This is a genomic window from Roseospira visakhapatnamensis (assembly GCF_014197915.1).
Classification (GTDB): Bacteria; Pseudomonadota; Alphaproteobacteria; order Rhodospirillales; family Rhodospirillaceae; genus Rhodospira; species Rhodospira visakhapatnamensis.
The window spans coordinates 33,794-52,709 of sequence record NZ_JACIGK010000007.1; the positions used below are offsets into that span (position 1 = coordinate 33,794).

The following is an 18,916-nucleotide window of genomic DNA, read 5'->3' on the forward strand; positions in this document are numbered from 1 at the left end:
CCCGGTGCCGTCCTCGCCGAGGCTCTACACCGAAGCCGCCCCCAGGGGCCAGCCCGAAGTGCGGGCCGGCGGGCCGTGCGGCGATGACGAGTCCGTGACAGCCTCCGGGCGCCGGCCCGACAGGCCCCCCCTCTACAGGCCTGCCACCATCTCCTTCATGAACGCCGCCACCGGGTCGCGCATGTCCGGGCGGTCGAGGGCAAAGGCCATGTTGGCCTGCAGGAAGCCGACCTTGTCGCCGCAATCGAAGCGCGTGCCCTCGTAGCGCAGGCCGTGGAACGGAACGCCGGCGTCGATGGTCGCCGCCATGCCGTCGGTCAACTGGATCTCCCCGCCGGCCCCCTGGCCGATCGACCCCAGCGCCGCCATGACGCTGCCGTCCAGCACATAGCGGCCGATGATCGACAGGGTGGAGGGCGCGTCCGCCGGCTTGGGCTTCTCCACCAGGCCGTCGGCGCGGGCCAGCCGGCCGTCATCCTGCTGGACCTTGAGGATCCCGTACTTGTTGGTCTGGTCGCGCGGGACATCCACGGCGGCCACCACGTTGCCGCCCACCTGAGCGTGGGCCTCGATCAACTGGCCGATCACCGGACGCTCGGACAGGATCAGGTCATCGGGCAGGACGACGGCGAAGGGCTCGTCGGGCTCGATGAACCCGCGCGCGCACCAGACCGCGTGCCCCAGGCCCAGCGGATTGTGCTGGCGGGTGGAGACCACCCGGCCGGGCTCGGGCAGGGCCGCGCGCAGCCCCCCCAGGGCATCGGTCTTGCCGCGCGACTCCAGCAGGGTCTCCAGTTCGAAGGCGCGGTCGAAGTGCTCCACCAGGACATGCTTGCCGCGCCCGGTGACGAAGATGAAGAACTCGATGCCGGCATCCGCCGCCTCCTCCACCGCGTACTGGATCAGGGGCTTGTCCACCACGGGCAGCATTTCCTTGGCCATGGTCTTGGTGGCCGGGAGGAATCGGGTGCCCAGGCCGGCGACCGGAAACACAGCCTTACGAACACGTTTGCTCATCGCTTTACTGTCTCCCTCGTGTGGACGCCGCCGCGGGTCACGACGGCACGCCTTGAACGGGTGGCGCTCCGGGACGGTTATGTGCCATTTCTGCCCCCAGCCGCAAGGCGGCCACACCACCGTACCGCCGCAAGGCGATCCCATTCCGTCCCGCCGTGGAGGCCCACGCCCGCCCATGTCGATCCTGGTCACCGGCTCGGCCGGCTTCATCGGACATCATCTGGCCCTGGCGCTGTTGCGCCGGGGCGAGGCGGTGGTCGGCCTGGACAACTATACGCCTTATTATGACGTGCAACTCAAGGAAGCGCGCACGAAAAGACTGCGCGCCTTCCCCGGATTCACCGAGGCCCGCCTGGACCTGACGGACGCCGCCGGCGTGCGGGCCCTGTTCGCCCGCCATCGCCCGCGCCTGGTGCTTCACCTGGCCGCGCAGGCCGGCGTGCGCCACAGCCTGGAAAACCCGCGCGCCTACCTGGACAGCAACCTGATCGGCTTCTTCTCCATCCTGGAGGGCTGCCGGGCGCATCCCCCCGACCACTTGGTCTTTGCCTCCACCAGCTCGGTCTATGGCGCCAATGGCCGCCAGCCGTTCAGCCCCCACGCCCCGGCCGACCACCCCGTGAGCTTCTACGCCGCCACCAAGCGCGCCAACGAGGTGATGGCCCACAGTCACGCCCACATGCACGGCCTGCCCTGCACCGGACTGCGATTCTTCACCGTCTACGGCCCCTGGGGGCGGCCGGACATGGCGCTGTTCCTGTTCACCCGCGCCATGCTGGCCGGCGAGCCCATCCAGGTGTTCAACAACGGGCACATGGCCCGGGACTTCACCTACATCGACGACATCGTCGCCGGCGTGCTGGCGGTGGCCGAGGCGCCCCCCGCGACTCCTCCGGCGCCGACGCCGGAGGTGGTGGCCGGCGATCCCGACCCGGCGGGAAGCCCGGTGGCGCCCTTCGCCCTGCACAACATCGGCAACGGGTGCTCGGTGCCGCTGCTGCGGCTGATCGAGGTTCTGGAGGACGCACTGGGCGTGCCGGCCATCAAGGACCTGCGTCCCATGCAACCGGGCGACGTGCCGGCCACCTGGGCCGACGTCTCCGACCTGACGGCGGCCACGGGCTACGCGCCCTCGACACCGGTCGAGGTCGGCGTGCGGCGGTTCGTGGACTGGTATCGGGACTACTTCGGCGTGGCGTGACCCGGCCGTCGCGCGTCAGGCCGCCCCCTTGATCTCGGCCAGCGCCGCCAGGGCGCGATCGCGGGCCGCCTTGTGGTCGACCAGGGGGTGGGGATAGGTCTCGCCCAGGCGGACCCCGGCCGCGCGCAGCACGGCGGACTCCGCCTCCCAGGGGCGATGCAGCCAGCGGTCGGGCAGGCGCGCCAGTTCCGGCACCCAGGCCCGCACATAGTCGCCGGCCGGGTCGAACCGCTCCCCCTGAAGCACCGGATTGAAGACGCGGAAATAGGGCGCGGCGTCGGCGCCGCAGCCCCCCACCCATTGCCAGCCCGCCGGGTTGTTGGACGGGCAGGCGTCGACGAGGGTATCCCAGAACCAGCGCTCCCCCGCGCGCCAGTCGACCAGCAGGTCCTTGACCAGGAAGGAACCCACGATCATGCGCGCGCGGTTGTGCATCCATCCGGTGGTCCAAAGCTGGCGCATCCCGGCGTCCACCACCGGATAGCCGGTGCGGCCGGCCCGCCAGGCGGCCAGACCCTCCGGGTCGTCCCGCCACGGGAAGCGGGCGAACGCCGCCTGCAAGGGCCGGTCGGCCATGTCCGGCGCCTGGTGCAGCAGGTGATGGCAGAACTCCCGCCACCCCACCTCGCGCAGGAAGGCCGCCGCGCCCCTGTCGTGGGGCCGGTCCCGCACGGCATGCCAGAGCGCGCGCGGGCTGATCTCGCCGAAGCGCAGGTGTGGCGACAACCGCGACGTGGCCTCGGCGGCCAGCCGGTCGCGCCCGTCGGCATAGCCCGCCGCATCTTCCTCCAGGAACGCCGAAAGGCGCGCGTGCGCGGCGGCCTCGCCCGGCGTCCAGACCTCGCGCAGGCCGCCGGCCCAGTCGGGGCGGGTCGGCCGCAGGCTCCAGTCGTCCAGGGCATCGGAGGCCGGCCAGGTCTCGGGGGCGGGCAGGCGCTCCGGCGCCGGCAGCGGCCGGGGCGGCGGGTCCAGGGTCTGGAGGTGCTTCCAGAACGGGGTGAACACGCGGAACGGCTGGCCCTGCTTGGTGCGCACCTCCTCGGGCTCGAACAGAAGCGTCCCGCGAAACCGGCGCGCCGTCAGTCCCGCCCGGCCCAGGGCCTCGGCCAGGGGGCTTTCGTCGGCGCCCGCGTGGCGCGTCCAGACGACCGTGTCGGCCCCGGTCTCCGCCGCCAGATCGGCCAGCGCGCGGACCACCGGGCCGCGCCGCAGGATCAGCCGCGAACCCCGCGCCGCCAGCGCCGCCGCCAGCGCCGCCAGCGACCCATGCAGCCACCAGCGCGCCGCGCCCCCCAAGGACCGCATGGTGGGACGGGCCGCCTCACCCGGATCCTCCCCGTCCAGCACATACACCGGAATCACCGGCCGCCCCGACTCCAGGGCCGCCGTGAGGGCGGGATGGTCGGACAGACGCAGATCCCGGCGCAGCCAGAGCAGCACCGGCGCGGTCATCACGGGCCCCTCCATCCTTCAGACCCTCTCCCCCGCCGCCGCGCGGACGAAGGCGCGCAGGATGGCAGTGTCGGCCGGGTCGATGGCATATTCGGGATGCCACTGCACCCCCAGGCAGAAGCGCCGGGTGGGGTCCTCGATCCCCTCGATCACGCCGTCATCCTCGGTCCAGGCGTTGACGATCACCGGCGCCGGCACCGCCGCCACCGCCTGGTGGTGGGCGCTGTTGACGGCCGCCGTGGCCGCGCCGGCAATGCGCGCGAGCAGGGTATCGGGCGCGATGGTCACCGTGTGCCCGGGCTCGGTGCGCGGATTGGGCTGTTCATGGGCCAGGGCATGGGGCACCGCGTCCGGGATATGCTGGATCAGCGCCCCGCCCAGGGCCACGGCCAGTAACTGCTGGCCGCCACAGATGCCCAGCACGGGCATGTCCCGCCCGAGGGCCCCGCGCAGGATCGCCAGTTCGAAGTCGGTGCGGGCGGTCTTCAGCGTGACGCTGTCGTGGCGCGCCTCGGCGCCGAACAGGACCGGGTCCACGTCGAAGGCGCCGCCCGTGACCATCAGGCCGTCGATCAGGCCCAGATAGTGGTCGGTCGCCGCCGGCTCGTGGGGCAGGATCAGCGGCACCCCGCCGGCCGCCGTCACCACCGCCGCATAGTTCTGGCGCAGCGCGTACCACGGCAAGGCCGAATAGCCGCCGCCGTCCTCGGCATCGGCGGTGATGCCGATGACGGGGGCGCGGGGTCCGTCGAGGGACGTCATGATCGCCGCAGTCTCCCGGAACCGGTGGGCGGGTCACGCCGCGTCCGGCACGTCCCGACGCGTCCGAACCCGGCGCAACTGTCGTCAGGAATTCTTGAAGTCCGGCTGGCGCTTCTCGACGAAGGCGGCCATGCCCTCCTTCTGGTCGTCGGTGGCGAAGGAGGAATGGAACACCCGGCGCTCGAACCGCAGGCCCTCGGCCAGCGTGGTCTCGTAGGCGCGGTTGACCGATTCCTTGGCCATCATGGTCAACGGCAGCGACAGGTCGGCGATCTTGCCGGCGGTCTTGATGGCTTCGTCCTTCAGGTCGTCCACCGGCACGATCCGGCTGACGAGACCGGCGCGCTCGGCCTCCTGGGCATCCATCATGCGGCCGGTAAGGCACATTTCCATGGCCTTGGACTTGCCCACGAAGCGGGTCAGGCGCTGGGTGCCGCCGGCCCCGGGGATGGTGCCGATGGTGATCTCCGGCTGACCGAACTTGGCGTTCTCGGCCGCCAGGATGAAGTCGCACATCATGGCCAGTTCGCAGCCCCCACCCAGGGCGTAGCCGGCCACGGCGGCGATCACCGGCTTGCGGCATCCGGCGGCGCGCTCCCAGTCCACGGTGATGAAGTCCTCCATGTAGACGTCCATGTAGGACTTGCCGGACATCTCCTTGATGTCGGCACCGGCCGCGAACGCCTTGTCGCTGCCGGTCAGCACGATGGCGCCGATCTCCGGGTCGGCCTCGAAGGCATCCAGCGCCTGGGCGAGTTCGCGCACCAGCCCCTTGGACAGGGCGTTCAGGGCCTTCGGCCGGTTCAGGAGGACGACGCCCACCTTGCCGTGGACTTCCACCAGGATGTTCTCATAGGCCATGAGGTCACGCTCCGTTCGTACGCCGCCGGGACGGGGTCAAGGAATGGGGGGTCGCCGGGAGCGACCGCGAGAAGAACGCGCCGACCGGGGTCGGCCGGCACGCGGGATCACGGCGGGAACCGGCGCGAGAGTGCCGCGACGATCCGCTGAGGAAAAGACAAAAATGCACGCGCCACCGGGACCGCGACGAAACCCCGACGCCACGTCCCGGCAGCCTGGAAACGCGCCCGTTGGCGTCACTGGGCGGGGGCGATCCGAAACCGCACCGTGCGCGGCGGACCGCCGGCCAGCACCTCGATCTGGAGGGTCTCGCCCTCGCGACGAAAGCCCAGGCCCGCCCCCTCGGGACGCCAGCCCAATTGCGGCAAGGTCGCGGTGTAGAAGGCGCGCACCTGATCCGGCGTCACCGGTCCGACGGCGTAGGCCTCGATCAGGCGTCCCCGGCCGGTCTCGAACACCACGCCGGTGTCGGACAGTTGGCGCAGGCCCGGCATCAGGGGCAGGTCCTCGGTGCCGGCGACAAAGGCGGCGGGTTCGGCGGCGGGGGCCGGTCCGCTCCAGGGTGACGGCAGGACCAGCGCGGCCAGCAGCAGGGCAAGGCCGATCCGGCGGGGCTTGACCATCGGTCCCATGGCTCCTTCAGCGTTGCCGGCGCGGGCAGAAGTAGGTGGAGCGACCGCCCTGCACCATCCGCTGGATGCCGCCGGTCACGACCACGTCGCAGGTGCAGCCGGGACACGGCTGCCCGTCCCGATCATAGACCGCGAAGGCATGCTGGAAATAGCCCCGTTCGCCGTTGGGCTGGCGATGATCGCGCAAGGTGGAACCGCCCGACTCCAACGCCTCGGTCAGCACCACGCGGATCGACTCCACCAGCCGCGCCGCGCGCGCCGCGCCCAGCCCGCCGGCCAGCCGGCGCGGCGACAGCCCCGCGCGAAACAGGCTTTCGCTGACATAGATGTTGCCCAGACCCGCCACCACGCGCTGGTCCAGCAACGCGGCCTTCAGCGTGCGCCGGGTGCCCGCCAGCCGCGCCGCCAGGGCCGGCCCGTCGAAGGCCGGATCCAGGGGCTCCGGTCCCAGGTGGGCCAGCAGAGGATGCGCCGCCAGGGCCCCGCCGGTGGTCAGCAGCAGGGCCCCGAACCGGCGCGGATCGTGGAAGGTCACGCGCGCGCCGGCCTCGGTATCGAGGATCACGTGGTCGTGGCGGTCCGGCGGCGGCCGGTTGCTGCCCGGCCGCGCGGCCAGCGAGCCGGACATGCCCAGGTGGCCGATGACCACCCGGTCGTCGTCGAGGTGGATCAGAAGGTACTTGCCCCGCCGTCCCAGGGTGGTTACCCGCCGCCCGGTCAGCGCCCGGGCGAAGCCGGCCGGCACCGGCCAGCGCAGCAGGGGCTGGCGCACCTCCACATGGGTGAGGCGGTGGCCCAGCAAGAACGGCTCCATGCCCCGACGCGCGGTCTCCACCTCGGGCAGTTCGGGCATCGGGGTCAGCCGGCGGACGCGGCGCCGGACTCCGTCCGGGCCTCCGCGACCGTGCGCGCCGGGCGACGGGCGTGCTCCGCCTCGGCCGCCGCGCGCGCCTCCGGGCTCAGGGTCGCCAGCCGCGCCCGGTAGCCGACCAGGCGCTCGCGCCGGGAATCCGAGCGCAACTGCCCGCAGGCCGCCAGGATATCGCGCCCGCGCGGCATGCGGATGGGCGCCGTCAGGCCGGCGTCGGCCAACTGGTCGGCGAAGCGCTGGATCGTGCGCATCGATGAGCACTCATAGGGCGCCCCCGGCCAGGGATTGAAGGGGATCAGGTTGACCTTGCAGGGCAGGCCCCGCACCAGGTCAATCAACGCCCGGGCATCGGCCGGCGAATCGTTCACCCCCTTCAGCATCACGTATTCCAGCGTGATGCGGCGCGCGTTGGACAGCCCGGGATAGGACCGCAGCGCCGCCATGAGCTGGTCGAGCGGGTACTTTCGATTGATGGGCATGATCTCGGAGCGCACCGCGTCGGTGGCCGCGTGCAGGCTGACGGCGAGGTTCACCCCCATCTCGTGGCCACACCGCTCGATCATCGGCACCACGCCCGAGGTGGACAGCGTGATGCGCCGCCGCGACAGCGCCAGCCCCTCGCCATCGGTGAGGATGGAGACGGCGCGGGCCACGTTGTCGAAGTTGAACAGCGGCTCGCCCATGCCCATCAGCACCACATTGGACAGGAGTCGAGTCTCGTCCGTCGGGGTCGGCCATTCGCCGTAACTGTCCCGCGCCACCATGAATTGACCGACTATTTCGGCCACCTCAAGGTTGCGAACCAGCATTTGCGTCCCAGTGTGACAAAAACGGCACGTCAGTGTGCATCCCACCTGGGAGGACACACACACCGCTCCCCGATCCTCCTCCGGGATATGCACCGCCTCGGCCTCACGGTTGTCCGAAAAGGCCATCAGCCACTTTCGGGTGCCGTCCGTGGAGGTCTGCTCCCGCGTCACCCGGGGGCGCTCCAGGCTGTGGGTGTCGGCCAGACGGCACCGCAAGCCCTTGGACAAGGTCGACATCTGATCAAACGATGTCGCGCCCCGGAAGTAGATCCAGTGCCAGAGCTGTTTGGCGCGGAACGGCTTCTCGCCCATCTCGACGAGAAGGGCGGCCAGGTCCGCGCGCGTGAGGCCGATCAGGTTCATGAATCCCGTTCCCGACAATGGGGATGCCCACGGTCCGTCGTGGCCGGAGGCACGCCGCTCACATGAGCCCAGCCGGCCTCGGGGTCAACCGATTTCCAGTACCCTTGCGGTGTGTTTTTCGGTATACCGGGTGACACAGAAGTCGCATCGCGTCTCGACTGCGGCAAAAGAGTCACGGTTCGTCGACAACCGCCTGATTAACGGGTGATGTCGGTTGACGGTGTGTGGAAGCATATGTTTGTCATTTTAATGGGATCGGTCGCTCGCTGCTAAGTGCGGCCGCCCGTCTGATCAGGTGATGGAGGAGATGCCTAAAATGATGAAGAAGGTGATCATCGCGGTTGCCGCCGCCGGCCTCCTGTCCGCATGCGCGAACAGGTGGGACGTGGACGGAGCGCGCAGCATGGAGAACGTGGGTGGCCCGTTCCACGCCGCGCTGCAGACTGAATATGCCGACCTGGCCGCCAGCGAAGCCAACGAGGGCGATTGGCCGGACACCGCCTACTTCGTGGCCAAGGCGAAGGCCGCCGCCATGGGCGAGTCCGTGGCCCCCACGGCCATGGAAGAACGGGACCTGCCGGCCAAGTACGTCGACGAACTGGCCGCCGCCCGCAACGACCTGATGGGCGCCCTGGGTCAGGGCGTCGCCGACAGCAACCCGACGGTCGCCGCGCGTGCGCAGGCCATGTTCGATTGCTGGATGCAGGAAGCCGAGGAAGACCGCCAGCCGGACGACATTGCCGCCTGCAGGCAGGGCTTCATGGACGCCATGAACCAGTTCGGGACCCCGGCCATGCCGACCCCGTTCATGGTGTACTTCGACCTCGACTCCTCGACCCTGGACGCCGAGTCGATGGCGACCCTGGACGCGGTTGCGAGTGACTACCAGCAGGTGGTGCCGCCGCGCGTGCTGGTGGTCGGCCACACCGACACCTCCGGCTCGTTCGACTACAACATCGTGCTGTCCGAGCGTCGCGCCGAGAGCGTGGCCCGCGCCCTGGCCGCGCGTGGTATCGCGTCCGAGGTCATGCGCCTGGAAGCCTATGGTGAAGAGCGCCTGATGGTTCCGACCGCCGACGGCGTTGTCGAGCGTCAGAACCGTCGCGTGGAAGTGATGTTCCAGAACTGATCCGGCTCCTCGCGGACCGGGTCCCGAGCCCTCGGGCTCGGCCTGTACCAGAAGCGGCGCGTCAGGGTTTCCCTGGCGCGCCGTTTCGTTTTGGGACATCGCCGGAGCCGGGACGATGACCCGGGGTCTGGGTCCTGAGCCCTCCGGGCACGACGCACCCGGGCGTCGCCGGAGCCGGTGACCGGGGGCGCGGGGGTTGGAGGATCGGGGCGCCCGTCCCACATGCTGGGAAGAGCGCTCGCCTTCCAGCCGCATCCGGAACGATCCAGCCATGACCACCGCCGACGGTCTTCCCTCGACGCGACAGGCCGGGTGCGAACCGGCCCCCCGGCCCACGCCGGCCGACGCGGATGTCCCCGGGTCGGTGTCGGTCACCGTGCTGCCGGGGATCGACGCCGTGCCCGCCGCCGACTGGGACGCCTGCGCCGGGTTCGACAACCCCTTTGTCGGCCACGCGTTCCTGGCGGCCCTGGAGACGTCCGGCTCGGTCGGCCCGGGCAGCGGCTGGCGGCCCCGGCACCTGCTGATCAAGGAGCGCGACGGCCGTCCGCTGGCGGTGGCGCCGCTCTACCTGAAAAGCCATTCCTACGGCGAGTACGTGTTCGACTGGAGTTGGGCCAACGCCTACGAAAACGCCGGCGGTCGTTACTACCCCAAGCTCCAGGCGGCCGTGCCCTTCACCCCGGTGACCGGCCCGCGCCTGCTGGCGCGCCCGGACGCCGACGCCCCCGACGGCCTGCGCCGCGCCCTGCTGGCGGCCATGATCAGCCTGGCCGAGCGCGCCGACCTGTCCGGCGTCCATGTGACCTTCCCCACCCGGGCCGAGGCCGACCTGGGCGAGGACCTGGGCTTCCTGCGGCGGCAGGGGCAGCAGTACCATTGGGAGAACCCGGGCTATCGCGACTTCCAGGACTTCCTCGACACCCTGACCTCCCGCAAGCGCAAGACGATCCGCAAGGAGCGTGATCGCGCCAACAGCCAGGGCGTGACCCTGCGCCTGTTGACGGGCGCGGAGATCGAGAGCCGCCATTGGGATGCATTCTACGAATTCTATCTGTGCACCGCCGACCGCAAGTGGGGCCAACCCTATCTGACGCGGTCCTTCTTCCACCACCTTGGCGAGCGCCTGGCCGATCGGGTGCTGCTGGTGATGGGTGAACAGACGGGCGGCCGCCGTCCGGTCTGCGGGGCCCTGAACCTGATCGGCGGGGACACCTTGTTCGGCCGCACCTGGGGTGCCCTGGACGACTTCCGCTTCCTGCATTTCGAGGCGTGCTATTATCGCGCCATGGACTTCGCCATCGCGCGCGGCCTGCGCTGGGTGGAGGCCGGCGCCCAGGGCGAGCACAAGATCCAGCGCGGCTACCTGCCGCAGGTGACCCACAGCCTGCACTGGATCGCCGACCCCGGGTTCCGGGCCGCCGTCGCCCGCTTCCTGGAGCAGGAACGGGCCATGGTGGGCGCGGAAATGGCGGCCCTGACCGCCTTCGGGCCGTACCGCAAGGGAGACCCGCCCGTCTGCCGTTGATCCGCCGGTGATCCCCCGTTGAGTGGATGGGGACCGCCGTCGCGGTGTGGTATCCCATCGCCATCACCGCCCCCTGCCCCCGCCTCGCATCAGGACCTCCGCCATGTCCCCCACACCGTCCGACGCGGCCACCGTGCCGGCCGTGCTCGCCTTCTGGTTCGGCGCCCCCGAGTCGCCGGAACACGGCTCGTTCCGCGATGTCTGGTTCAAGCCGTCCGCGACGTTCGATGCCGAGGTCCGCGCCCGCTTCGCCGACGCTCACGCCCGCGCCGCCCAGGGAGACCTGAACCCCTGGGCCGAGACGCCCCGGGGCGCGCTCGCCCTCGTGCTGCTGCTGGACCAGGTGCCGCGCAACATCTTCCGGGGCACGCCGGCGGCCTTCGCCACCGATGCCCGGGCGCTGGCGGTCGCCACGCAGGCGCTGCGCGACGGCCACGACGGCGCGCTGGCGCCCCTGGACCGGTTGTTCCTGTACATGCCCTTTCAGCATGCCGAGGACCTGGTGGAGCAGGAGCGCTCCCTGGCCCTGTACGAGCGCCTGGGGATCGAGGCCGCGCAGAAGTCCGCTCACCGTCATCACGAAATCATCGCCCGCTTCGGTCGCTTCCCCCACCGCAACGCCATCCTGGGCCGCGAGACCACCGAGGCGGAGCGGGCCTTCCTCCTGGAGCCGAACTCATCGTTCTGATCGTCGCGGCGATCCTCGCGGACCGCGCGACTCCGCGCCCTTGGCGCCCGGTCAGCGACAGGGATGCGCGGTCGAGCCGGGTCGGCAGACCCGGGCGGCCTTGAGCAGGGCGATGGCCTCGCGGCGCGCGGCGGCATCGATGCCGGCGTCCGCGCCGGGACTGAACGGATCGGTCCGCCAGACGCGTTGGAGAACGTAGACCGCCTGCTCGCCCAGGGTGGCCTTGAAGAACGCGGTCTCGCCCCGCCCGGTGCGGGTGTTCGTGGGACAGCCCAGCACCCAGAAGCCGGTGGGATAGCCGTTGCTCTCGCCGCGTTGCAGGGCGCCGCCACGCGCGCCATCGCAGTCCGCGCGGTAGCCCGCCAGCGCCCGGGCGTGTAGATCCTCAAGGGTCGGCGGCCGGGCCGTGCGCAGCACCTGCACGGTGATCATGTCCCGCCAGGTCTCGCCCCCCTGCGCGGGCGGGACCAGATGGCGCACGCTCAGGCCATCACGCTCGACGCGATGCACCTCGCGCCATCCGGTGGGCGGGGTGAAGCGCAGGGTCTCGGCGCCGGCCCCGGCCGCCGGGGACGGCCCCACGCCGCCCCCCGGCAGGAGCACGACAAGCACCGCCAAGAGCCCCACGACCCTCGCGCCCAGTGCCCTCGTGATCGCCGTCGCCCGCCACCGCTGGTCCGCCATGCCCTGGATCTCCGTCCGCGTCCGGGCCGCCAGGGTAGCGCAGGACCCGGCGCCGAACCAGGAGCCCCGCCGGCCGCTGGCGTCCTGGCGGTCGCGCGGCGGCGCTGGTAGGCTGTCCGCTCCCAGGGCCCACCAAGTGGCCACCAGTGCCCCCGGGCCGGCACGCGGGCCGGGGGCCGTCGCCATCGCGGAGGACACCACCCGCAGTGACCACACCCATGGCCTCATCGCCGGACGACACGCCGGCGCCCGTCTCCTGGCGCATCGACGACGCGCCCGTGCCCTATCCCGACGCCCTGGCGGCGATGGAGAACCGCGTGGCGGCCATCCGCGCCGGCACGGCACCGGAGCAGGTGTGGCTGTTGGAGCATCCGCCGCTCTACACCGCCGGCACCAGCGCCGATCCCGCCGACCTGCTGGCCCCCGACCGCTTCCCGGTGTACGCGGCCGGACGCGGCGGACAGTACACCTATCACGGGCCGGGCCAGCGGGTGGGCTACGTGATGCTCGACCTGATCCCGCGTGGGCGCGACGTGCGCTGTCATGTGCACCGGCTGGAAGAGTGGCTGACTCGCACCCTGGACGCCTTCGGGGTGCGCGCCGAGCGCCGCGCCGGCCGGGTGGGCCTGTGGGTGGCGCGCGGTGGCGGGCGCGAGGACAAGATCGCCGCCATCGGCGTGCGCGTGCGGCGCTGGGTCACCTTCCACGGCGTGGCCCTGAACGTGGATCCGGATCTGAGCCATTTCGGCGGCATCGTGCCCTGCGGCATCCGCGAGCACGGCGTCACCAGCCTGTGGGACCTGGGGCATGGCGTCTCCATGCCGGAGGTCGACACCGCCTTGCGGGAGAGCTTCGAGGAGGTGTTCGGGACCCCCATCCCTGACCAACCCGGGTGTCGGTCGCCGAGCGTTTCTCCTTAAACGGTCATAACCCCACTCCCACCCCTTACATTCGCCGTTGACCCCCCGCGACGCCCGCCCTAAGAACGGCGCGGGCCACGATCCCCCAACGGATCGCGACCCTTCTGCAAGGAAGGGAGATTCCATGACAGAGACGCAGAAGCCGGCCACCCGGCCGGCCAACCCTAATTTTTCCTCCGGTCCCTGCGCCAAGCGCCCCGGCTGGACCGTCGATGCCCTGAGCGCCGCCCTGGTGGGCCGCTCGCACCGCTCCAAGCCCGGCAAGGCGCGCATCGCCCAGGTGCTGGACAAGAGCCGCGCGCTGCTCGGCCTCCCCAACGACTATCGCATCGGCATCGTGCCGGCGTCCGACACCGGCGCCGTGGAGATGGCGCTGTGGTCGCTGCTGGGCGCGCGCGGCGTGGACCTGCTGGCCTGGGAAAGCTTCGGCGCCGGCTGGGTGACCGACGTCGTCAAGCAGCTCAAGCTGACGGACTGCCGCACCCTGAGCGCGTCCTATGGCGCGCTGCCGGACTTTACCCAGGTGGATTTCGACGGCGACGTGGTGTTCACCTGGAACGGCACCACGTCCGGCGTGTGCCTGCCCAACGGCGACGACATCCCGGCCGAGCGCGGCGGCCTGACCATCTGCGACGCCACCTCGGCGGCCTTCGCCATGGACCTGCCGTGGGACAAACTGGATGTGGTCACCTACTCCTGGCAGAAGGTGCTGGGCGGCGAGGCGCAGCACGGCATGCTGATCCTGTCGCCGCGCGCGGTGAAGCGGCTGGAGTCCTACACGCCCCCCTGGCCGCTGCCCAAGCTGTTCCGCATGACCAAGGGCGGCAAGCTCATCGAGGGCATTTTCAAGGGCGAGACCATCAACACGCCGTCCATGCTGGTGATCGAGGACGCGCTGGACGGCCTGGCCTGGGCCGAGGCGCAGGGCGGCCTGCCGGGTCTGATCGCCCGCAGCCAGGCCAACCTGGCGGTGGTCTCCGACTGGGTGGCGAAAACCGACTGGGTGGACTTCTTGGCCACCGATCCCGCGACCCGCTCGTCGACGTCCATCTGCCTGACCGTGGTGGCCGACTGGTTCACCGCCCTGTCCGCCGACGACCAGGCCAAGGCCGCGAAGCGCATGGTGGCGCTGCTGGACGCCGAGGGCGTGGCTTTCGACATCGGCGCCTACCGCGACGCGCCACCCGGGCTGCGGCTGTGGGGCGGGGCGACGGTGGAGTCCACCGACATGGCCGCGCTGCTGCCCTGGCTGGACTGGGCCGAGGCCACGGTGCGCGCCGAGATCGCCGCCTGACGCATCCTGACGCCCGCCCCGATTCCGCGCGGAGGACATTCGCCGGATGCGGGGCCGCGCCCTCTCGTGGCGTCCCAGGAGACGCCACCCCGCCGATTCGAACGAAAGGATGTCACCATGCCCAAGGTGCTGGTGAGCGACAAACTCAGCCCGACCGCCGTCGAGATCTTCCGCGAGCGCGGCATCACGGCGGACGTCAAGACCGGGCTGACCCCCGAGGAGTTGATCGCCATCATCGGCGAGTATGACGGCCTGGCCATCCGCTCGGCCACCAAGGTGACCAAGGCCGTGCTGGCCGCCGCGTCCAACCTGAAGGTGATCGGGCGCGCCGGCATCGGCGTCGACAACGTCGACGTCCCGGCCGCCACCCAGTCGGGCGTGGTGGTGATGAACACCCCCTACGGCAACGCCATCACCACGGCCGAACACGCCATCGCCATGATGTTCGCCCAGGCCCGCCAGATCCCGCAGGCCAACGCCTCCACCCACGCCGGCAAGTGGGAGAAGAGCAAGTTCATGGGCGTGGAGCTGTCCGGCAAGGTGCTGGGCATCATCGGCTGCGGCAACATCGGCTCCATCGTCGCCGAGCGGGCCATCGGCCTGCGCATGCGGGTGATCGCCTACGACCCGTTCCTGTCGCCGGAGCGGGCCACCGACCTGGGCGTGGAGAAGGTGGACCTGGACGACCTGATCCAGCGCGCCGACATCATCACCCTGCACACGCCGCTGACCGACAAGACCCGGGGCATCCTGAACGCGGACGCCATCGCCCGTATGAAGAAGGGCGTGCGCATCGTCAACTGCGCGCGCGGCGGTCTGGTGGACGAGGCGGCGCTGAAGGCGGCGCTGGAGAGTGGTCACGTGGCGGGCGCGGCCCTGGACGTGTTCGCCGAGGAGCCGGCCCGCGACAACCCCCTGTTCGGCATGGACACGGTGGTCTGCACGCCGCACCTGGGCGCCTCCACCAGCGAGGCCCAGGAAAACGTGGCCCTGCAAGTGGCCGAGCAGATCAGCGACTTCCTGTTGACCGGCGCGGTGACCAACGCGCTGAACACGGCGGCGGTGAGCGCCGAGGACGCGCCGCGCCTGCGCCCCTACATGAAGCTGTGCGCGCAACTCGGCAGCTTCGCCGGGCAGATCACCGAAAGCGGCCTGAAGTCGGTGCACATCGAATACCAGGGCGACGTGGCCGGCCTGAACACCCGGCCGCTGACGTCGGTGGTGCTGCAGGGATTGCTGTCGCCGCTGCTGGACTCGGTCAACATGGTCAACGCCCAGGTGATCGCCCGCGACCGCGACGTCGAGGTCAAGGAGACGAAAAGCGAGAGCTGCCGCAACTACCACAGCCTGATCCGGCTGGAGGTCACCACCGAGCGCCAGACCCGCAGCGTCGAGGGCTCGCTGTTCGGTGACGCCCTGCCGCGCGTGGTGCGCATCAACGACATCCCGGTCGAGGCCGAACTGGCCCCCGACATGCTTTACACCATCAACGAGGACAAGCCGGGCTTCATCGGCCGCCTGGGCTCGACCATCGGCGACGCGGGGCTCAACATCGCCTCGTTCCATCTGGGCCGGGCCTCGGTGGGGGGACAGGCCATCTGCCTGGTGCAGGTGGACAGCGCGGTCTCGCCCGAGGTGCTGGCCACGCTGTGCGGGCTGCCGCATGTGCTGATGGCCAAGGCGCTGCGGTTCTGATCCGGCGCCGTCCGTCCCCGGACGCGCGAAGGGCCGATCCCACCGGGATCGGCCCTTCGTATCTTGGTGCCACCGGTCCGGGGATGAAGCCCCCGGGTCCCTCTCTCGAACAGGCCCCGTCAAGATGACGCGGTCGCATCACAAGGACGGCGAAGCTGGTCTTTTTTCCGTGTTCTTGCCCACCCCCACTCCGGCCTTCAGGGCTTTTTCCCTGTCCCCAGTTTCCGGGGCACGACCTCCCTAAACCCAGGCTCCGGCGCCTGTGACGCTGGGCCCCCTTTTTCTTCAGGCGACGAAACGGTACGCAAACACCGGAAAAGAGTCACGCAATTTTTGACCGAATGATGTCAACACCCCGGATTAATTATGCCTTCATTTCGGTCGCCAGGGTCTTTCTGGTCAGGATGTAAGCAATTCGACGAACAACAGGCGGCGACACGCCCTTCAAGAGGCGAGCCTCCCCACAAAACACAATCAAAACACGATTTCCCTGTATTGGGTTCCCGTGACCACCGTCCCGGTCCCATCGGGACCGTTCACGCCTTGTCAGGGACTGTCTGGCAGACTGCGAGTCGGGACGGGACCGTCGAGTCTCGCCCCCCCTTTCGTTGTCCGCGCGGGAGACCGCCATGCTCGCCGCCATCCCTCATCCCGGCCCCCGGCCCCCGCCGGCGCGGATCGCCCGCGTCGCGGCCGTCGCCCTCGCCCTTCTGGTCCCGACAGCCCTGTCGCCCGCCGGCGCCCAGCAGATGCCGCAGCCCCTGATCGGCCCCGAAGCCCTGGCGCCGCCCCGGCCACGGGTGCCCCCGCCGGCACCGGCGCCACAACCCGCGCCCACCATGGTTCCCGCGCCGCAGCCCGCGCCCACCACGGTGCCGGCGCCACCGGCCGCCCGGGCCACGGCCCCGGCGCCCCCGGCGGCGCGCCCCGGCCTGCTGCGGATCGATGCCCGCGTCTGCCGCCGCCTGGTGGACCACATCCCCGATCCGGACGTCACCTACCGGCCCGGGGTGGACGTGCGCGGCCGCCCGGTGGTGCCGGCCGACGCCACCGACTGGTCGCAGTTCGCGGCCCTGGTGCCCGACACCCTCACCTTCCATATCGCCGTGGACCCGCTGGAGGCCGCCGATCTGCCCGCGCCCCGTGGCATCGAGACCCCGGAGGCCATCCTGGGCACGGTCACCTACGACCTGGTCCGCAACCGGTTCCTGATCAACGGCCGACCCCTGATCACCGGCCAGCAGGACGCGCTGGCCTGGGCCTGCCGCCAGGGGCTGAGCGGCCGCGTCCGCCCGGGGCGCGTGATCTATCCTCCCGGCTACGGCGGACCGCCGTTGCCAGAGCCGAAGCCCATGCCCTAGCACACCGATTCTGACAAAAGACGCAGTCTGCATTCTTTTGTCTGCATCGGTGCCCTTAATTCAAAACGGTGTGCAGCGACTAATGCCGTCAAGGATGCTTTCCTCGACGGCGTCGCTGCACTAGAGTACGCGCCAGCCTGGCCTCTCACGCAACCGGGGACCTATCCATGCGGCTGTCGCGCTACTTCCTGCCCACGCTGAAGGAAACACCGTCCGAGGCGCAAATTGTCTCCCACCGCCTGATGCTGCGGGCCGGCCTGATCCGCCAGCACGCGGCGGGCATCTACACCTGGCTGCCGCTGGGCTTCGCGGTGCTGAGGAAGATCGAGCAGATCGTGCGCGAGGAACAGAACCGCGCCGGCGCCCAGGAACTGCTGATGCCCACGATCCAGTCGGCGGACCTGTGGCGGGAAAGCGGCCGCTACGACGACTACGGCAAGGAAATGCTGCGCATCACGGACCGCCACGACCGCGACCTGCTGTACGGGCCGACGGCGGAGGAGGTCATCACCGATGTCTTCCGGAACGCCGTGCGCAGCTACAAGGACCTGCCCAAGACGCTCTACCACATCCAGTGGAAGTTCCGCGACGAGGTGCGGCCGCGCTTCGGCATCATGCGCGGACGCGAGTTCCTGATGAAGGACGCCTACTCCTTCGACCTGGACAGCGACGCGGCGCGCCACTCCTACAACCAGATGTTCGTGGCCTACCTGCGCACCTTCGCCCGCCTGGGCCTGAAGGCCATTCCGCTGCGCGCCGAGACCGGCCCCATCGGCGGCGACCTGAGCCACGAGTTCATCGTTCTGGCCTCCACCGGCGAGAGCGAGGTGCACTGTCATCGCGCCTTGCTGGACAAGACAATCCCCGACGACGTGGATTACGACGGCGACCTTCAGCCGCTGGTGAATGACTGGACCGGCCTCTACGCCGCCGCCGACGACATGCACGACGTCACCAAGGCGGCCTCGCTGGGCGGGTCGCTGGTGACCGCGCGCGGCATCGAGGTGGGGCACATCTTCCACTTCGGCACCAAGTACTCGAAGCCCATGGGCGCCACCGTCACCGGCCCGGACGGCGAGGACGTGACCGTCGCCATGGGCAGCTACGGCATCGGCGTCTCCCGCCTGGTGGGCGCCATCATCGAGGCCAGCCACGACGACAACGGCATCATCTGGCCGGAGTCCGTGGCGCCCTTCCACGTGGGCCTGCTCAATCTGAAGGCCGGCGACACGGCCACCGACGAAACCTGCGCCCGCCTCTACCAGGCCCTGGGACCGGACCGCGTGCTCTACGACGACCGCGACGAGCGCGCCGGCGCCAAGTTCGCCGCCATGGACCTGATCGGACTGCCCTGGCAGGTGATCGTCGGCCCCAAGGGCGTGGCCAAGGGCATGGTGGAACTCAAGAACCGCGCCACCGGCGCCCGTGAGGAGGTCTCGGTCGACAGCGCGCTGGCGCGCCTGGCGGTCTGATTTTGGCCAGCTTTGGATGGCGTTCTGGAGGGTGTTGGTCGGGTTCGCGCGGGTGACCAGGGACAGCCGCCCTCCGGAGTCGATCTCATGCCATCCCGTCACACCGCCGCGACACTCCCCCCGCCCCTCCCCGTCCTGGAGAGGATCGCCGCTCCCGCCCGCACCGCCTCGGTCGCA

At 70.5% G+C, this 18,916-nt stretch carries 17 protein-coding genes; 9 read left to right on the forward strand and 8 right to left on the reverse strand.

Going from position 1 to position 18,916, the window contains the following annotated elements; genetic code table 11:
- Window positions 1-132: 132 nt before the first annotated feature.
- A complete protein-coding gene (locus GGD89_RS05950) occupies window positions 133-1,017 on the reverse strand; it encodes a UTP--glucose-1-phosphate uridylyltransferase (protein ID WP_184043209.1) in 885 nt (294 codons plus the stop codon).
- A gap of 175 nt (window positions 1,018-1,192) precedes the next feature.
- Between GGD89_RS05950 and GGD89_RS05955 the strand changes: the two genes are divergently transcribed.
- Window positions 1,193-2,218 (forward strand): NAD-dependent epimerase/dehydratase family protein, encoded by a 1,026-nt coding sequence (locus GGD89_RS05955; protein ID WP_184043210.1) that lies wholly within the window; start codon window positions 1,193-1,195, stop codon window positions 2,216-2,218.
- A 15-nt stretch (window positions 2,219-2,233) separates the two neighbouring features.
- Here the strand turns inward: GGD89_RS05955 and GGD89_RS05960 are convergent, their stop codons facing one another.
- From GGD89_RS05960 to rlmN, 6 genes are all read right to left on the reverse strand, one after another.
- Window positions 2,234-3,670, reverse strand: coding sequence for a cryptochrome/photolyase family protein (locus GGD89_RS05960; RefSeq protein WP_184043211.1), 1,437 nt, complete (start codon window positions 3,668-3,670; stop codon window positions 2,234-2,236).
- Window positions 3,671-3,688: 18 nt separating this feature from the next.
- Entirely contained in the window at window positions 3,689-4,432 is a 744-nt protein-coding gene (locus tag GGD89_RS05965; protein WP_184043212.1) for a gamma-glutamyl-gamma-aminobutyrate hydrolase family protein, read from the reverse strand.
- 84 nt (window positions 4,433-4,516) lie between these two features.
- A complete protein-coding gene (locus tag GGD89_RS05970; RefSeq protein ID WP_184043213.1) occupies window positions 4,517-5,293 on the reverse strand; it encodes an enoyl-CoA hydratase in 777 nt (258 codons plus the stop codon).
- A 236-nt stretch (window positions 5,294-5,529) separates the two neighbouring features.
- Window positions 5,530-5,916, reverse strand: coding sequence for a hypothetical protein (locus GGD89_RS05975; RefSeq protein ID WP_184043214.1), 387 nt, complete (start codon window positions 5,914-5,916; stop codon window positions 5,530-5,532).
- Window positions 5,917-5,932: 16 nt separating this feature from the next.
- On the reverse strand, window positions 5,933-6,778 hold the full coding sequence (gene mutM / locus GGD89_RS05980; RefSeq protein WP_184043215.1) for a bifunctional DNA-formamidopyrimidine glycosylase/DNA-(apurinic or apyrimidinic site) lyase: 846 nt from the start codon (window positions 6,776-6,778) through the stop codon (window positions 5,933-5,935).
- Window positions 6,779-6,783: 5 nt separating this feature from the next.
- Window positions 6,784-7,968, reverse strand: coding sequence for a dual-specificity RNA methyltransferase RlmN (rlmN, locus tag GGD89_RS05985; RefSeq protein ID WP_184043216.1), 1,185 nt, complete (start codon window positions 7,966-7,968; stop codon window positions 6,784-6,786).
- A 316-nt stretch (window positions 7,969-8,284) separates the two neighbouring features.
- Here rlmN and GGD89_RS05990 point away from each other — a divergent pair, with 316 nt between their 5' ends.
- The 3 genes from GGD89_RS05990 to GGD89_RS06000 all read left to right on the forward strand — a co-directional run bounded on the left by GGD89_RS05990 (window position 8,285) and on the right by GGD89_RS06000 (window position 11,313).
- The gene (locus GGD89_RS05990) at window positions 8,285-9,097 is read left to right on the forward strand and encodes an OmpA family protein (RefSeq protein ID WP_184043217.1); all 813 of its coding nucleotides are present in this window, start codon (window positions 8,285-8,287) and stop codon (window positions 9,095-9,097) included.
- 271 nt (window positions 9,098-9,368) lie between these two features.
- Window positions 9,369-10,625 (forward strand): GNAT family N-acetyltransferase, encoded by a 1,257-nt coding sequence (locus tag GGD89_RS05995; RefSeq protein ID WP_184043218.1) that lies wholly within the window; start codon window positions 9,369-9,371, stop codon window positions 10,623-10,625.
- 103 nt (window positions 10,626-10,728) lie between these two features.
- The gene (locus GGD89_RS06000; RefSeq protein WP_184043219.1) at window positions 10,729-11,313 is read left to right on the forward strand and encodes a DUF924 family protein; all 585 of its coding nucleotides are present in this window, start codon (window positions 10,729-10,731) and stop codon (window positions 11,311-11,313) included.
- A gap of 51 nt (window positions 11,314-11,364) precedes the next feature.
- On the opposite strand, the gene GGD89_RS06005 is transcribed toward GGD89_RS06000, so the two are convergent.
- Window positions 11,365-12,183, reverse strand: coding sequence for a hypothetical protein (locus GGD89_RS06005; protein ID WP_184043220.1), 819 nt, complete (start codon window positions 12,181-12,183; stop codon window positions 11,365-11,367).
- Window positions 12,184-12,215: 32 nt separating this feature from the next.
- Here GGD89_RS06005 and lipB point away from each other — a divergent pair, with 32 nt between their 5' ends.
- From lipB to proS, 5 genes are all read left to right on the forward strand, one after another.
- Window positions 12,216-12,917, forward strand: a complete 702-nt coding sequence (gene lipB / locus GGD89_RS06010) for a lipoyl(octanoyl) transferase LipB (RefSeq protein ID WP_184043325.1) — start codon at window positions 12,216-12,218, stop codon at window positions 12,915-12,917.
- A gap of 124 nt (window positions 12,918-13,041) precedes the next feature.
- Window positions 13,042-14,211: a phosphoserine transaminase gene (locus GGD89_RS06015; protein ID WP_184043221.1), complete on the forward strand. Its 1,170-nt coding sequence runs from the start codon at window positions 13,042-13,044 to the stop codon at window positions 14,209-14,211.
- A 117-nt stretch (window positions 14,212-14,328) separates the two neighbouring features.
- A complete protein-coding gene (gene serA / locus GGD89_RS06020; RefSeq protein WP_184043222.1) occupies window positions 14,329-15,906 on the forward strand; it encodes a phosphoglycerate dehydrogenase in 1,578 nt (525 codons plus the stop codon).
- A gap of 629 nt (window positions 15,907-16,535) precedes the next feature.
- The gene (locus GGD89_RS06025; protein ID WP_184043223.1) at window positions 16,536-17,267 is read left to right on the forward strand and encodes a hypothetical protein; all 732 of its coding nucleotides are present in this window, start codon (window positions 16,536-16,538) and stop codon (window positions 17,265-17,267) included.
- Window positions 17,268-17,434: 167 nt separating this feature from the next.
- Complete coding sequence (gene proS, locus GGD89_RS06030; protein WP_184043224.1) at window positions 17,435-18,739, forward strand: proline--tRNA ligase; 1,305 nt, start codon at window positions 17,435-17,437, stop codon at window positions 18,737-18,739.
- The last annotated feature ends 177 nt before the right edge of the window (window positions 18,740-18,916 follow it).

Coding starts and splice junctions, on each gene's coding strand:
- GGD89_RS05950 (WP_184043209.1), bottom strand. CDS start 1,017: ATGAGCAAACGTGTTCGTAAGGCTGTGTTTCCGGTCGCCGGCCTGGGC.
- GGD89_RS05955 (WP_184043210.1), top strand. CDS start 1,193: ATGTCGATCCTGGTCACCGGCTCGGCCGGCTTCATCGGACATCATCTG.
- GGD89_RS05960 (WP_184043211.1), bottom strand. CDS start 3,670: ATGACCGCGCCGGTGCTGCTCTGGCTGCGCCGGGATCTGCGTCTGTCC.
- GGD89_RS05965 (WP_184043212.1), bottom strand. CDS start 4,432: ATGACGTCCCTCGACGGACCCCGCGCCCCCGTCATCGGCATCACCGCC.
- GGD89_RS05970 (WP_184043213.1), bottom strand. CDS start 5,293: ATGGCCTATGAGAACATCCTGGTGGAAGTCCACGGCAAGGTGGGCGTC.
- GGD89_RS05975 (WP_184043214.1), bottom strand. CDS start 5,916: ATGGTCAAGCCCCGCCGGATCGGCCTTGCCCTGCTGCTGGCCGCGCTG.
- mutM (WP_184043215.1), bottom strand. CDS start 6,778: ATGCCCGAACTGCCCGAGGTGGAGACCGCGCGTCGGGGCATGGAGCCG.
- rlmN (WP_184043216.1), bottom strand. CDS start 7,968: ATGAACCTGATCGGCCTCACGCGCGCGGACCTGGCCGCCCTTCTCGTC.
- GGD89_RS05990 (WP_184043217.1), top strand. CDS start 8,285: ATGATGAAGAAGGTGATCATCGCGGTTGCCGCCGCCGGCCTCCTGTCC.
- GGD89_RS05995 (WP_184043218.1), top strand. CDS start 9,369: ATGACCACCGCCGACGGTCTTCCCTCGACGCGACAGGCCGGGTGCGAA.
- GGD89_RS06000 (WP_184043219.1), top strand. CDS start 10,729: ATGTCCCCCACACCGTCCGACGCGGCCACCGTGCCGGCCGTGCTCGCC.
- GGD89_RS06005 (WP_184043220.1), bottom strand. CDS start 12,183: ATGGCGACGGCCCCCGGCCCGCGTGCCGGCCCGGGGGCACTGGTGGCC.
- lipB (WP_184043325.1), top strand. CDS start 12,216: ATGGCCTCATCGCCGGACGACACGCCGGCGCCCGTCTCCTGGCGCATC.
- GGD89_RS06015 (WP_184043221.1), top strand. CDS start 13,042: ATGACAGAGACGCAGAAGCCGGCCACCCGGCCGGCCAACCCTAATTTT.
- serA (WP_184043222.1), top strand. CDS start 14,329: ATGCCCAAGGTGCTGGTGAGCGACAAACTCAGCCCGACCGCCGTCGAG.
- GGD89_RS06025 (WP_184043223.1), top strand. CDS start 16,536: ATGCTCGCCGCCATCCCTCATCCCGGCCCCCGGCCCCCGCCGGCGCGG.
- proS (WP_184043224.1), top strand. CDS start 17,435: ATGCGGCTGTCGCGCTACTTCCTGCCCACGCTGAAGGAAACACCGTCC.